This window comes from Pseudomonas sp. LBUM1645 (assembly GCF_059716185.1).
In genome coordinates this window covers 181,691-195,374 of record NZ_CP166811.1, presented here as the reverse complement: position 1 = coordinate 195,374, position 13,684 = coordinate 181,691, and the positions used below count along the sequence as shown (strand labels likewise).

The window sequence follows — 13,684 nt, the reverse complement described above, 5'->3', positions numbered from 1 at the left end:
TCAGTTGTAGCCTCCTTTATGCGGCTCACTATTTGATGCGGTCGTGGTTCGCAGACTTTGCGCCAACTCCACCAATTGCACGAACTCTGCACGCAGACCAAATCGATCCTCGCCCCGCGCACCTCGCGCCAAAGCCTCGGTGTCCTTCAGGCTGAAATCGCCGGTATAACGCCCGTCCTTCAGTTGCTGGGAAAACGCCGCGACGGCCGCTGCAAAACGCAGGTCATCACTGGCTTTGCCGACCTGACCGTTGACGATCGGCCGCTCGATCAAGCGACTATTCCCACCCTCAGGCAACTGATAGCGCACACGCAACATCGCCAATTCCCCAGCCTTTTCGGAAACAGCGGCCCCAGGATTGCCATACCGCAGCGGCTCCAGCCAGCCCTTCTCGCCCTTCGGCACAATTTCATACAACGCCGTCACCGTATGTCCTGCGCCGATTTCGCCGGCATCGACCTTGTCGTTACTGAAATCCTCACGCTTCAACGCCCGGTTTTCATACCCCAACAGTCGATACTCACTGACCTGTGCCGGGTTGAACTCCACTTGCAGCTTCACGTTCTTCGCCACGACCGCGAGGGTCGAACCGAGCTGATCCACCAGCACCTTGCGCGCCTCGCGCAGGTTGTCGATGTAGGCATAATTGCCGTCGCCGGCATCGGCCAACTGTTCCATCAGGTGTTCATTGTAGTTATCCACACCAAAACCCAATGTGGTCAGGGAAACGCCGGTCTTGCGTTTATCCACAGCCATTTGCTTGAGGCTGTCGAAGTCGCTGATGCCGACGTTGAAGTCACCGTCGGTGGCCAGCAGGATGCGGTTGATGCCCTTGGGAATAAACGCCTGCTGCGCCATCTGATAGGCCAGTTCGATACCGGACGCCCCAGCGGTGGAGCCGCCGGCAGTTAATTGATCGATAGCTGTACGAATTTTCGCTTTGTCGCGTCCGGACGTCGGCTCCAGCACCACCCGCGAATCGCCGGCATAGACGACCAATGAAACCCGGTCCTGTTCGCGCAATTGATCGACCAGCAATTTTAGGGTGCTTTTGACCAGCGGCAACCCCTCGCGTCGGTCCATCGAGCCGGACACGTCCACCAGAAACACCAGGTTCGCCGGGGCCAGTTCCGCGACCGCGCGGTCCGAGGCCTTGATGCCGATCCGCAGCAATCGGGTATGCGGGCTCCACGGCGACGGCGCCAGCTCTGTGGTCACGCCGAAGGGCGAGCCATCGGTGGGCAATGCGTAATCGTAGGGGAAGTAATTGACCATCTCCTCCAGTCGCACCGCACCTTCCGGTGGCAGGCGCCCCTGATTGAGCAAGCGGCGGACGTTGGCGTAAGCACCGGTGTCGACGTCGGCGCTGAAGGTTGAGACGGGCGTTTCGGCCACGCTGTGAATCGGGTTATCCGCCAGCGCTTGATACTGCTCCCGCTGCTCATCCCGATATCCCTGCGCAGATGCCTCGCCCGCCGGCATCGGCGCATAGCTCGGCGCCGGACGCACGCTGCGCTTGGCCATCGAGGTGTCCGCCATGACAGCCTCGTTGCGCACCAATGTTTCAGCGGGCAGTGCCCCTTGAGCCGGTGGCGGAGCCGAGGCGGAATCAGGCTTGGACGAAACGCCGCAACCGGCAATCGCCAGCAGCAACCCGGCGGCGAAACCCTGGGCGGCCGGGCGGAGGAAATGCAGAGGGAGGGACATGGGGGCTGACCTCAGGAGGAAATTGATCCATTCATCCTCTGAGACGAGCCCCTCTTCAGGTTCGGGTTAAATCGGCCGAAATTAATTTCAGCGGTGATAACGCCGCACCACACTGCTGTTTTTCAGCACATGGCCTTTGATTTTTTCCAGTAGCTGCGCGCGCGTCAGGCCGGCGGGCAAAGCTTCCGGCGCCAGGTCCAGGGCATAGAGCTGGATGATGTAGTGGTGCGCGCTGTCGCCAACCGGCGGGCAAGGACCGACATAACCGGTGGTGCCTTTGCTGTTGGTGCCACCGACGCCTTCAAGGGCGGATTTTGCGCCGACGCCGGCAGCAATCTGATGCGTCGTGGCTTTGATGCCGTAATGCACCCAGTGATCAACGCCTTGGCCTTTTTGCCCGTCAGGATCGTGCATGACAATGGCGTAACTGAGGGTGCCCGCCGGGCCGGCGTTCCAATTCAAGGCCGGTGACTGGTTGTGCCCACCGCAATTGGGCGCATCGCTGGCGGCAGCCGAGGTGAACAGTCGATCGTCGGTGACACCTGGGATGTTCAGGGTGAAACGCTCCTGGGCCTGCGCCGGAAATTGCACGCAAAGGGCGACTGCAACGGCCGCCAGCCAAGGGTTCAGAGAGGTCAATCGGGTCATACCGGAGCACCTTGTGCGGGTGGGGCCGTCGTCGGCGTGCAAACTATAGCCGGACCGTTCATTCGGTGGCAGCGGGAATTGGCTGAACCTCCAGATAAGCGCCAAACTGTTAAGTGAAACGCTTGCCTGGAGAGTGATCATGGCACTGCATCGCGTCGCCCGTTTCGCCGATGTGTCCGAAAATAGGGGCCTTGAGGTCCAGATCGCAGACACGAAAATTGTCCTGCTGCGGGTGGGCGATCAATTACGCGCCTTTCAGGGCGAATGCCCCCATGCCGGGGCGCCGCTGGCCGACGGTGCTCTGTGCCACGGACGCTTGATCTGCCCTTGGCACAAGGCGGCGTATCGGATCGAGGACGGTGCGCTGTGCGAACCGCCGGCCCTGGACAGCCTCAAACGCTATCCGCTGGAAGTGCGCGATGACGAGGTCTGGGTCGATGATCAGCCGATGTCCGACGCCCACACTCCTCCGGCGGACGACGAGCGAACGTTTGTGATCATCGGTGCCGGTGCGGCAGGTACGGCGTGCGCGGCAGCGTTGCGCGAAAAGGGCTTCGGTGGCCGAGTGCTATTGATCGACCGTGAAATAGACGCCGGTTACGACCGCACGGTATTAAGCAAATTCGTGATTGCCGGGGAGATGCCGCCGGAAGAAGTCCCGCCGCTGCGTGATGAAAACTTTTACCGCGAACAGCGCATTGAGCGAATAAACGCTGAAGTGACGAGCCTGGACGCCGCGAACAAAACGTTGCACCTGTCTGATGGTCAATCGCTGAGCTACGACGCTGCCCTGCTCGCCACCGGTGGCACACCCAATCCGCTTACGCTGCCTAGCGCCGACCTGCCGCAGGTGTTCGTGCTGCGTTCGAAGGATCAGGCACAGCGGATTCTGGGCTCGGCAAAACCGGGCCAACGGGCGGTGATTATCGGCGACAGTTTTATTGCCATGGAATCCGCTTCCTCCCTGCGTCAATACGGTCTGGACGTCACCGTTCTGGCCCGCCACGCAGTGCCTTTTGCCAAACAGTTTGGCGATGCCGTCGGCAAATCGATACGTGCCCTGCACGAGGCCAACGGCGTGGTGTTTCATACGGATGGCAACGCAACGCACATCGAAGGAACAGCCAAAGTCGAAGCGGTGCGCCTGGACAACGGTCAACGTTTACCGGCAGATCTGGTGTTGGTCGGTATTGGCGTCAGCCCGGCAACTGGCGCATTTACCGGCCTTCCCCTGGAAAAAGACCAGTCGCTGAAGGTCGACGGCGGGATGCGCGTGACCGATGGGCTTTGGGCCGCCGGCGATATCGCGACCTTCCCGCTCAACGGCCAGCCCCAACGAATTGAACATTGGCGCCTGGCACAGCAACAGGCACGGATCGCGGCGATGAACATGCTCGGCGGCGACGAGCATTACCTCGACGTGCCCTATTTCTGGACCTGGCACTTCGGTAAAAACTACGACTACCTTGGCCTCGCCGCGACCTGGGATGAGGTCGAGTTCAAAGGTGACCCTGACCACCCTCCCTTTATCGGCCTGTTCGGCAAGGACGGATTGGCGGTCGCCGCGGTGGCTTGCGAAGAAGAACGCGCGATAGCGATGCTCGCCGAACGGATGAAACAGCCGTTACCGGTGGACGAGGCATGGCGGTTGATTCGCGACCTGAATTAACGGGATGTGGGAGTCCTTTGGCCTCCAGCGGGAGCAAGCTCCCTCGCCACAAGCCAGACAGCAAAACGCCCGGCGTCTGCGTTGCGCAGAGGCCGGGCGTCGGTCTGTAAGCCCTGGTTTTACTGGACGGTGACATTCCCGCCGAATTTGCTCATGACAAACCCGACAAACTCTTCGACGGTCATCTTCTGGCCGTTGAAATCCACCTGATTATTGGCGTAGTGCAGTTTGGCGACGATGTTGTTGTCTTCCAGTTTTGCCAACTGCGTACCGACTGCCATGCTGCCAAACATGTCGGCGGTGGCGGTGGCCTGATCGGCGATGAGCTTGGCGTCGGTCTGACCGTCGATTTGCGACTGCACGCTCAGCAGGTCAACGAGCATTGGCTTGGACACTTTCACGTTGACGTCCAGCAGCGCGATCAGCTGTTGGGTCAACTGGTCCGGTGGCAGGTCCATGGATTGAGGTTTGGTCAGGTCAAGCACCAGGTTGGCGCGGCTTTCGCCATTGGCGGTGTTGAACGACAGATTTTCCAGCGCGACCTGCGGGCCGGCGGCCAGCAGTTTCTCCAGGCCGGTTTTAACCTGCGCCTCTTCGGCCGGGGTCAGGACCAGCTCTGGCGCCGGTTCACCCGCAGCGACGGCCTCAGCGGCGGCCCTCTCGTACGGTTGCAGTTTGGTCTGGTAAATCTGCATCAGCGACATTGTTGCCGGGATGTCGAGGTTCTTCAGGCTCATGGCCATCTGCGCAGACCCGACAGCCTTGCCGTTCAAGGACACTTCACCCACCTTGTAATCGGCACGCCCCGAAGCGCTGGTGCCGGATTCCTCGGTCTGGTTCTTCATTTCAAATTTCTTGAAACCCAAGACCGACTGCTTGGCGCCGAAGGTGGTCTTGCTGTCGGTCAGCTCGACGGTGTTCTCGCCGGTGTAGTAGCCGTAGGTACTTTTTGTCAGGTTGCTGGCCAGGGTCAGGCCGTTCAGTTCGACCTTCACCGGCGTCTGATCTTCAGCCACCGTGCTCAATGTCAGGCTGTCCATGTAACCGTCGGCCTTGACCTTCTGCGCTTGAGCGCTGGCGGCGACATCGAGGTTCAGCCCGGAGAATTTCAGGTTGGACTTGTCGTCCAGCGCCACGTCCAGCGGCTGCAATTGCAGGGTGCCGTTGGTGGCATTGTCGTAACCGATGTTGACTACGCCCGTGAGTGGCGATTTGTCCTTGGCAGCGACGAACCATTTCTCGGTGGTCGGCGTTCTTTCCAGTTCGTAGTGACTGGTGGCCAGGACCGGCAACCACTTCAACGACATCAGGCGCGAAAACGGCAGCGGACCGTGTTCGATGCGATCGACGAACAGCAACTCCACCGGAGCTTCACCGAACATCTCGCCTTCGCCCTTGAGGCGGTAATGCGCGGTGCTGCTGAACACATGGCGCTCCAGCGATACCAACTCCAGGGACGCGGTGCCGTTGGAACCGACCAGCGCGGCTTGCAGCTCTTTGTTGGCGTCGGCGATCGAGGTGTTCAGCACACCTTCGAGTTTGGTGCCGGTGTACCAGGCACCGCCGGCGCTGATTGCGCCGATGGCAACGACGATTCCAAGAAGCACGCCTGCTGATTTATTCATGAATTACCCGATCAATGTCCGTTGTTGAAGGTGTGGTCGTCTTCCCTGAACCCATGACGGGTTACGGTCACGACTGCGCTAAAAGTGCGATGGAGATTAGCATCAGGCGCACCAGGCGACCCAATGATTAAAGGTTAAAGAGTGTCTATGGACCGCGCGTGGGGGTTGAGAGTTTCGGCGGATATGAAATCGCCATCGCGAGCAAGCTCGCTCCCACAGGAGTTGCGCTAAACCTGTGGGAGCGAGCTTGCTCGCGATGGCGTCAGTCCTGCAAACACACAATCACGAATACTGCGTTTCAATCTCATCAAGTTGATGATCAAAGCTCTTGAGCCGTGCGGTCCATGTATAGACCAGCACTTCGAAGTCGCGATTGATCACCGCCGTGCCGCTTGGGGATTCCGAGCGCGGATCGCAGAAGTCCAGTTGATAACGTTCGCGGGCCATGGCGGTGGCGACATCGGAGAGTTCACGGGCGTTATTGAGCCAGTGCCAGCCCTCCTCGGACACTTGCTTGTCCAGCGCCTGGCATTGTTTTTTCAGGGTTTCGAGGCTTTTTTCCAGCGGTGTGCCGGTAAGTTCGCCCATGACTTCCTGGAACGTACGCCCCGGTTGCCAGTAACTGCCCCAAAAATACCGATCGAACACCGTTTCGACACGGCGCAGCGCGACTTTGGTGTCCCAGATCAGCACCAGGGTCTTGCCTTGTTCGAGCTGTCTTTTTTTGATGCGCGCGCCCTGGACCGAAGCCCAAGCCACCACCACGATTGCCATCACGGCAATCAGTGCCGCGGCGCTGTCGAGGAACACCAGCGCCTTGTCGATCTGGTGGGCCAGCATGATGCCGTAGAAATAAGTGGCCGACAGCAACACCAATGCCGCTATAGCGCACCAGAAGCCGGGAGCATAAGGGTTTTTCATTATTGGAATCCCCATGACCAACGCGAGCCTTGATTGATGAGTTCGACGCGCGACCTCATCAAATCAAAGCATAGCAACGGCCTCAGGGTTTGCCGGAGTTCGTGCCTTGCGTTCGTCCGCTTTCCCAGCCGCCGCCCAATGCCAGGAACAAATCGATCTGGCTCATGGCAACCTGCGTGCTGGCGGAAGCCAGTTGCGCCCGCACGTCGGTGTAGGTGCGGGTCGCTTGCAAGTCCGCCAGGAACGACGCGCGGCCGGCCTGGAAGAAGCGGTGGGTCTGGTCTGCCGCCAGCTGCGCCGATTGCTCGGCGTCGGCCAACGCATCGCGACGCTGCAGCAACGCGGAGTACTGGGCCAGGCCGGTTTGGGTTTCGCGGATGGCGTTGAGCACTACGCCATCGAAATGCGCCAGCGCGCCTTGGGTCGTCGCCTCGGCCTCGCGGATTCGCGCCCGGGAACCGTTGGACGGCACGGTCCAGGTCAGCAACGGCCCGAAGCCCCAGCGATTGGTCGCCGGCTTGCCGAGGTTTTCCAGGAGGCCGACGGTGCCGACGGTCGCGCCGATGCTGATGTCCGGGTACAACTCGCCGGTGGCGATGCCGATGCCGGCGGTCGACGCAGCCAGTCGACGCTCGGCCTGCCGCACATCGGGACGGCGCTTGAGCAACGTCGCGCCGTCACCGACCGGCAACAATTGCGCAATCTTCGGCAGCTCCGTGCAGCGCTCGGTGCCGGCTGGCAGTTGGTCCAGCGGTTTGGCCAGCAACATCGACAAGCGGAACAACCCGGCCTGCCGGGCCGCCTCATAACGCGGCATGTCGGCGCGCAGGGATTTGAATTGGGTTTGCGAGCGGGTGACCTGGGTTTCATCACCACGCCCGGCGTCGCGCAAGCGCTGGATCAACGTGGTGCTCTGGGCTTGCAAGTCGAGGGAATGCTGGGCGATTTCCTGCTCTTCGTTGGCTGCGCAGACTTGGGTGTAGGCCCGAACGACGTCGGCCACCAAAGTAATCCGCGCAGTATCGGCTGCGGCTTGGGTCGCATCGGCATTGGCCTTGGCCGCTTCGATGCCGCGCTGCAAAGTGCCGAACAAATCGAACTGATACGAGGTGGTAATGCCAATGTCGCCGACGTTGGCCACCGGCACTTTCTCCGGCAGCAGGAATGCTTCGCCGGACTCCTGCAAACGCTGGGCGCCCATCTTCACCCCGCCGCTCCAGCCACCTGCCGCTTGAGCTTCATCGACCTGCGCGCGGGCTCGGGAAAGGTTCGCCGCCGCCACGCGTAAATCAGTGTTGGAGGCCATGGCCTGCTGGACCAATTGATCGAGGCGCGGATCCTGATACAAACGCCACCAATCGCTGGGCACCGGTGCCGAGACGACATTTTTGCCGTTCACCGCCAAGTTGCCCTGCAAGTCTTCACGGTGTACGGCGGCCTCGTCCGGCAAGTGATAATCCGGCCCGACCACTTGGCAGGCCGACAGCAACAGGCCTAATCCGGCGATAGCCAAACCCGAGGCCCTGCTCATTTCGCGGGCTCCTGCTGGTGGTCATCCATAATAGAAACCGTCGCCGTGCGACCGGCGATCATGCGGAAATCCTCCGGCACGTCGTCGAAAGCGATCCGCACCGGAATCCGCTGGGCCAGCCGCACCCAACTGAACGCCGGGTTGACGTTGGGCAGCAGGTTGCTGCCGCTGCTGCGGTCGCGGTCTTCGATGCCGGCGACGATGCTTTCCACGTGCCCGCGCAGGCGAGCGCGGTCGCCGATCACCCGAATATCGACGCTCTGGCCGACATGAATGCCGTCCAGTTTGGTTTCTTCGAAATAACCGTCGATGTGGAATGAATTGCTGTCCACCACCGACAACACCGGACGCCCGGCGGTGACGAATTCCTGATTGCGCGGTGCACGGTCGTTGACGTAGCCGTCCACCGGGCTGCGAATGGTCGAGCGGTCGAGGTTGAGCTGGGCACTGTCCACCGCCACCTGGGCTTCCATCAACGCCACTTCGGCGCGAGCCACCCGGGACTGGCTCTCTTCCAGTTGCTCGCCCGGCACCAGATTGCCGAGGCCACGGTTACGCTTGGCTTCGCGTTGCGCCTGCGCCAGGGTTTCCTGACGGTCGGCGACCGCCGCCTTGGCCTGACGCAGGGCCAGTTTGAAACGGTCCTGATCAATGCTGAACAGCACCTGGCCACGTTTCACTAATTGGTTGTCACGCACTTCGACGCGCTGGATCAACCCGGACACGTCCGGCGCGATCTGCACGATGTCGGCGCGAATGTGGCCGTCCCGGGTCCAGGGCGCGAACATGTAATACATCACCATGCGCCAGACCACGACAACGGCGAAGGTCACGATCAGCAGGGTCAGTACCACGCGACCGATGGTCAAAAAAGGTTTTTTCATGTCATCAGGTATCGACTGAGTGAGTCCACGGCGCCGAGCAGCAAAGCGTAGAGAGCCACGTTAAACAATGCCCGGTGCCAGACCAGACGGTAAAAGTGCAGACGCGTCAGCAACCCGTGCACCAACAGGAACAACACGTACGTAATGCCCATCAGCACCAGCAGCGTGGGCAGAAACACCCCGCTGATATCCAGGTCACCGATCATAAAGGCGCTCCATCGATGCCATGGGGAAGCGGTTCTTCAAGCTCGCCGGCGCCGACGAATTCCACCCCTGGCAGCAGCGACAGACGCAACCCGCTCAGGGCGTGCAGCAGATGCAGACGCGCACCTTCATCGCACTCCGTGTTGAGAGCGCGACGGGTGCGATCAAGGGTCATCAGCAACGGACTCGGTGCCGGCAACCGTTCTCCAGCCTTGAGGCAGGCTTTGAAATACTCGCCAACCTCGGCCACCACCTGGTGCAGCAGCACTTGCGGTGCGCCGAGTACTCGCGGTGTATAGGCGAGCAAATCCAGCAGGTTCAGCGCCACGCGCACTTCCCGCAGGGCGATGCCGGTGTCCTGTCCGGTCATGGCCAGGCGCGGCAGATGCTGCATCAGGCGATCGAGCATCTGCACACCCAAGTGCCGGTGCTCAGACAACGTGGCCGGCTCGGTGAGGCTGACAATGTCGCGCCAGCTGAAACGGGTCAGGCGCTTGGCCGCCAGTTCGGCGCCGAACGGCCGGGCGATCAGGGTCCAGACGAACGCGAACAACAAGCCCACGGGACCGGCCAGGTTGGAGTTGGCGAAGCTGAGGAAATCCGCGTCGTAGGCGCCCTGAATGCTGATGAAAGACGAGGTGTTGACGAGGGTCAGCAGCATGCCCAGATAGAACTGCGGCTTGACCGTCAGGGTGCCGATGCAAATGAACGGCACGGCAAACGCCAGCACCAGCATCGGGAAGTCATGCAGGTTGGGCAGGACCAAAAACAGATAGAGACTGGCGAACAACACCGACATCGCCGTCCAGAAAAAGAATCGGAAGATCTGCGGCGCCGGGTCGTCCATCGAAGCGAAAAAGCTGCACGCCACCGCCGCCAGAATCACCGCGGCGCCACCGTCGGTCCAGCCAAGCAGAATCCACAGCACCGACGCGACGATGATGGCGGTGACCGTGGACGCCGCCGAATAGAGCATCAGCCCACGGTCGAGAAATGGCGAAAGCCGACCGAGCCGCCAGTGCCGATACACCGCGCGCCAGCTGTCCTGGCTTTCGCACTGGATGGCGTACTGCAGGCTGCGGCAGTCCTGCCACACATCGATCCACTCGCCGAGGCGATACAGGGCGTTGGAAAACAGCAGCTGCTTGCGATCATCCAGCGCCTCGGCGGGCGGTTGCAGGGCTTCGAGTTGGTCTTTCAGCGTCTGCCAGCGGGCGAGGTCGGCGTCTTTGTGATCGAGCCATTCGGTGGTCGCAACCAGCAACGGCGCGAACTTATCTACAAGCTCGGGGGTGCGACGTTCGAGGGCGTACAACGCATCGTCCAGGGCATCGATCACTGGCAGCAGGTGAATCATGCGGCCGCGCAGTTCCTTGGTGTTGCGCACCGTTTGCGGCCGCGCGCCTTCGTGGGGCAACTGACCGATCATCAATTCCAGCGTGTTGAAGGTCGCGACCATCGAGGAACGCAGCGCGCTGACTTCGTCCGGCTGCACGTTGCGGCTGAGGAAACGCAGGCTGTAAGTCGAGGCATCGGCAAACCATTTGTTCACCGAATCGTTGAACACCGGCGCCAGCCGCCGGGGCCAGAACATGGCGCCGACCACCGCCGCCACGGCGATGCCGAGGAAGATTTCTTCGGTCCGTGCTTCGGCGATGTCCCACACTGCCAAGGGGTTATTCACCACCGGCAGGGCAATCAGCGGCAAGGTGTACCCGGCGAGCATCAGCGCATAATTGTTGGCGGTGCGCAGGTGCATTGAGAGGAACAGCAACGTCCCGGTCCACAGCGCGATGACCACCACCAGCACATAGGGGCTCTGGACAAACATCGGCACGAAAAAGACCGCGGCAGCGGCACCGAGAAGGGTGCCAACGGCGCGGTACAACGCCTTGGAACTGGTAGGGCCGACAAATGGACTGGAAACGATGTAGACCGTGGCCATCGCCCAATAAGGCCGGGGCATTTGCATGAGCATGGCGATGTACAACGCGATCATCGATGCCGCGAACGTTCGCACACCGTAGAACCAGTCCCGCGCCGGGGGCATGCCGGTAAAAAATCCGCTCAAGGGTTGATCACCGGCAGATGATTGGCCGATTCAAAAGCTCTCAGCACCCGCAACGCCGCTTCCAGATCACTCTGATTGATCCCTTCGAGCACTTCATGGCGCAAGCGCACCAGCTCGATTTCGACGGCTTGCACCAATTCACGGCCGGTCTCGGTCAGGCTCAGGCATTTGGCGCGCCGGTCATGGGCGTCTTCGGTACGACAGACGTAGCCGGCATGACACAGCTGATCCAGCAGGCGCACCAGGGACGGGCTCTCCATCCCGGCCGCCTGCGCCACCGTCACCTGCCGCACACCCTCGCCCAATCGCCCGATCATCAACAACGGAACGGCGCAGGCTTCGGAGATTCCATAGTTGACCAGCGTGGTCTGGCAGATCCTGCGCCAATGCCTGGCGGCCACCACCATGGAGCTGCTGATGTTCATCTGGAGAGCGTCGAGGTTCTTCGGCACGAGGGGAAACACACACTGTTAGTTTGCTAACTATCAATATGGCATTTGAGGGGAAAGTTGGTCAAGTTTTGAAACAATTCTCATGCGGACGGACAGCTTTTTTACGATCCATCAGGACACCAGATTGAAATCGCCTAGACGCACCAGCATCGCTTCATAAAGATCTGCCGAAACCAGATATGCCTTGATCTTATTGTTTTCCAGCACCGCAATAGGTCCGGCTTGCGCTTCGCGCACTGTAGCTCCTGCGTTTTTCGCGAGCTCAGAGATGCTGATGACTCTTTCTGCCAAAACACGTTGCATGACTCGGTCTCATAGTCGGACTCAACGCCATGAAAGCTACTTCAGCTCAGGTAATACCTTTCAGAAAAGCTGTGACAAGGTTTTGCGCTCAGATTTTTTACACCCCCCGCCCCTTCCGCAACAACACATCCAACTGATCCACCACCTCCGCCCAATCGGCGTCATCCAGAATATCGTCGCGCAAAAACTGCGCTTGGCTCTCGCTCCAGAAGAACGCATCAGCCAGGTGCAGCTCGGGTTTAAGCGGTGAGTGGGTGGCGATGAATTTGTCGATGCTTTCGGCGTCGTCAGGCAGGCCGAGTTGTTTGAACAGGGAGGGGAGGCTGTGGGTTGGGGATTCCATGTCGAGCTCCTTTTTCATGGCAAATGATTGGTGACCGCTTCGCGGTCAATCGCCAGCAAGCTCGCTCCCACAGGGTAACGCGATTCCTGTGGGGGCGAGCTTGCTCGCGATGGCGGTGTAACTGACGCCGAAAAACTACTGACTCAACTCACACACTTCAGCATGCGGCACCATTTTCAGGAATTCCGGCACGCTCATGTGCACCAGGTTGTTGTGGTTACCAGCCTCCAGGTAGATGTCTTTTTGCCGGGTCAGCAGTGGGTCGATGACCATGTCCAGGCCATAGGGTTCGCCCAACGCAGGCACCGCGCCGCGTTCGCAATCCTGGAACAGATGCGCCAGGGTGCTTTCCCGGGTGATCTGCCATTCGCCACTGCCGCGTACTTTGCTCAGGTCCAGGTGACGACTCGCCGGCAGCACAGCCATCAGGAAATGACCGTGGTTGTCGTCGAGGATCACCGATTTGGCCACCCGTTCGGCAGGAATACCCGCGACCCGCGCCGTTTCAAGGCTGCTGGCCGAGTGCGGATGGGTGACGACGTCAAATTCGCAGTGAGCCTTATTGAGGCTGTCCTGCACAGTTCTTGCCATACGCATGATGCACCTCGGAGTCCGCAACAACGTTTCGCGGACGATGGTTAAACCTTTTCTCTCCACTAAAAGTCTAGGCCCGCTGGCGCCATCGCGCGGGAAATCTGCCCGCCGGAATAACGCCGACAACTGATCAAAATTCGTACAATTCAGAGCTCAGCTAGACTGTATAAAGAACCATCAATGACTCTCCCGGAGGGTCACGTGAACACTCGTTGTTGTGCAGTTGCGCTGCTGTTGGCCTTGAGCGGATCGGTATTCGCGGCGGACACCGTCGTCCTGCTGGTGCCCAACCCCATCGGGATCTGGCTGATCACGTTCGGCATAGCGTTTCTGATCGCCGAGGCGGCCTTGCCCAATTACGGCGTGATCGGTCTGGGCGGCATTGTGATGTTCGTGATCGGTGCGGTGATTCTGACCAACACCGAGGTGCCGGTTCCGTTGATGATCGGCCTGGGACTGATCAGTGCCCTGTTGCTGATTTTCCTGCTGATCCACGCTTTGAAAACCCGACCGCGCGAAAACGTCAGTGGCGATGCAGGACTGGTGGGTAGCGTGACTCCGGTGATGTCGCTGGCCGGCAATGCCTACAACGGTTGGGTGCACCTGCAAGGAGAAAAGTGGCAAGTGCTCAGCGCCACGCCGCTGCAACCCGGGCAAAGGGTCCGGGTGGTGGCACGCAAGGGATTATTGCTGGAAGTGGCCGCGGCTGACGCGGCGCCGGGTGGAGAATAA

Annotated in this window: 14 protein-coding genes; 2 read left to right on the top strand and 12 right to left on the bottom strand. The window is 60.4% G+C overall.

Annotated features, from left to right (window positions below):
* The gene (locus ACA079_RS00810; RefSeq protein ID WP_497702268.1) at positions 1-1,707 is read right to left on the bottom strand and encodes a vWA domain-containing protein; all 1,707 of its coding nucleotides are present in this window, start codon (positions 1,705-1,707) and stop codon (positions 1-3) included.
* Between the two features lie 87 nt (positions 1,708-1,794).
* Complete coding sequence (locus ACA079_RS00805; protein WP_129439513.1) at positions 1,795-2,355, bottom strand: YbhB/YbcL family Raf kinase inhibitor-like protein; 561 nt, start codon at positions 2,353-2,355, stop codon at positions 1,795-1,797.
* A gap of 139 nt (positions 2,356-2,494) precedes the next feature.
* Between ACA079_RS00805 and ACA079_RS00800 the strand changes: the two genes are divergently transcribed.
* On the top strand, positions 2,495-4,024 hold the full coding sequence (locus ACA079_RS00800; RefSeq protein WP_497702267.1) for an FAD-dependent oxidoreductase: 1,530 nt from the start codon (positions 2,495-2,497) through the stop codon (positions 4,022-4,024).
* A gap of 119 nt (positions 4,025-4,143) precedes the next feature.
* On the opposite strand, the gene ACA079_RS00795 is transcribed toward ACA079_RS00800, so the two are convergent.
* The 10 genes from ACA079_RS00795 to ACA079_RS00750 form a co-directional block, all read right to left on the bottom strand.
* Positions 4,144-5,649 carry a YdgA family protein gene (locus tag ACA079_RS00795; RefSeq protein ID WP_497702266.1) on the bottom strand — a complete coding sequence of 502 codons (1,506 nt, stop codon included), beginning with the start codon at positions 5,647-5,649 and terminating at the stop codon, positions 4,144-4,146.
* A 282-nt stretch (positions 5,650-5,931) separates the two neighbouring features.
* Positions 5,932-6,570 (bottom strand): NADH:ubiquinone oxidoreductase subunit N, encoded by a 639-nt coding sequence (locus ACA079_RS00790; RefSeq protein ID WP_497702265.1) that lies wholly within the window; start codon positions 6,568-6,570, stop codon positions 5,932-5,934.
* An 82-nt stretch (positions 6,571-6,652) separates the two neighbouring features.
* The gene (locus ACA079_RS00785) at positions 6,653-8,101 is read right to left on the bottom strand and encodes an efflux transporter outer membrane subunit (protein ID WP_497702264.1); all 1,449 of its coding nucleotides are present in this window, start codon (positions 8,099-8,101) and stop codon (positions 6,653-6,655) included.
* Entirely contained in the window at positions 8,098-8,985 is an 888-nt protein-coding gene (locus ACA079_RS00780) for an efflux RND transporter periplasmic adaptor subunit (RefSeq protein WP_497702263.1), read from the bottom strand. Before ACA079_RS00780 ends, ACA079_RS00785 begins: the two co-directional genes overlap by 4 nt.
* The gene (locus ACA079_RS00775) at positions 8,982-9,191 is read right to left on the bottom strand and encodes a DUF1656 domain-containing protein (protein WP_008148151.1); all 210 of its coding nucleotides are present in this window, start codon (positions 9,189-9,191) and stop codon (positions 8,982-8,984) included. Before ACA079_RS00775 ends, ACA079_RS00780 begins: the two co-directional genes overlap by 4 nt.
* Positions 9,188-11,260 carry an FUSC family protein gene (locus ACA079_RS00770; protein WP_497702262.1) on the bottom strand — a complete coding sequence of 691 codons (2,073 nt, stop codon included), beginning with the start codon at positions 11,258-11,260 and terminating at the stop codon, positions 9,188-9,190. Before ACA079_RS00770 ends, ACA079_RS00775 begins: the two co-directional genes overlap by 4 nt.
* On the bottom strand, positions 11,257-11,685 hold the full coding sequence (locus ACA079_RS00765; RefSeq protein ID WP_497702261.1) for a MarR family winged helix-turn-helix transcriptional regulator: 429 nt from the start codon (positions 11,683-11,685) through the stop codon (positions 11,257-11,259). Before ACA079_RS00765 ends, ACA079_RS00770 begins: the two co-directional genes overlap by 4 nt.
* 138 nt (positions 11,686-11,823) lie before the next feature.
* Complete coding sequence (locus tag ACA079_RS00760; RefSeq protein WP_497702260.1) at positions 11,824-12,015, bottom strand: type II toxin-antitoxin system Phd/YefM family antitoxin; 192 nt, start codon at positions 12,013-12,015, stop codon at positions 11,824-11,826.
* 97 nt (positions 12,016-12,112) lie between these two features.
* On the bottom strand, positions 12,113-12,358 hold the full coding sequence (locus ACA079_RS00755) for a DUF2789 domain-containing protein (RefSeq protein ID WP_033058635.1): 246 nt from the start codon (positions 12,356-12,358) through the stop codon (positions 12,113-12,115).
* A gap of 135 nt (positions 12,359-12,493) precedes the next feature.
* Positions 12,494-12,955, bottom strand: a complete 462-nt coding sequence (locus ACA079_RS00750) for an aminoacyl-tRNA deacylase (RefSeq protein WP_497702259.1) — start codon at positions 12,953-12,955, stop codon at positions 12,494-12,496.
* A 198-nt stretch (positions 12,956-13,153) separates the two neighbouring features.
* Here ACA079_RS00750 and ACA079_RS00745 point away from each other — a divergent pair, with 198 nt between their 5' ends.
* Positions 13,154-13,684 (top strand): NfeD family protein, encoded by a 531-nt coding sequence (locus tag ACA079_RS00745; RefSeq protein ID WP_149631092.1) that lies wholly within the window; start codon positions 13,154-13,156, stop codon positions 13,682-13,684.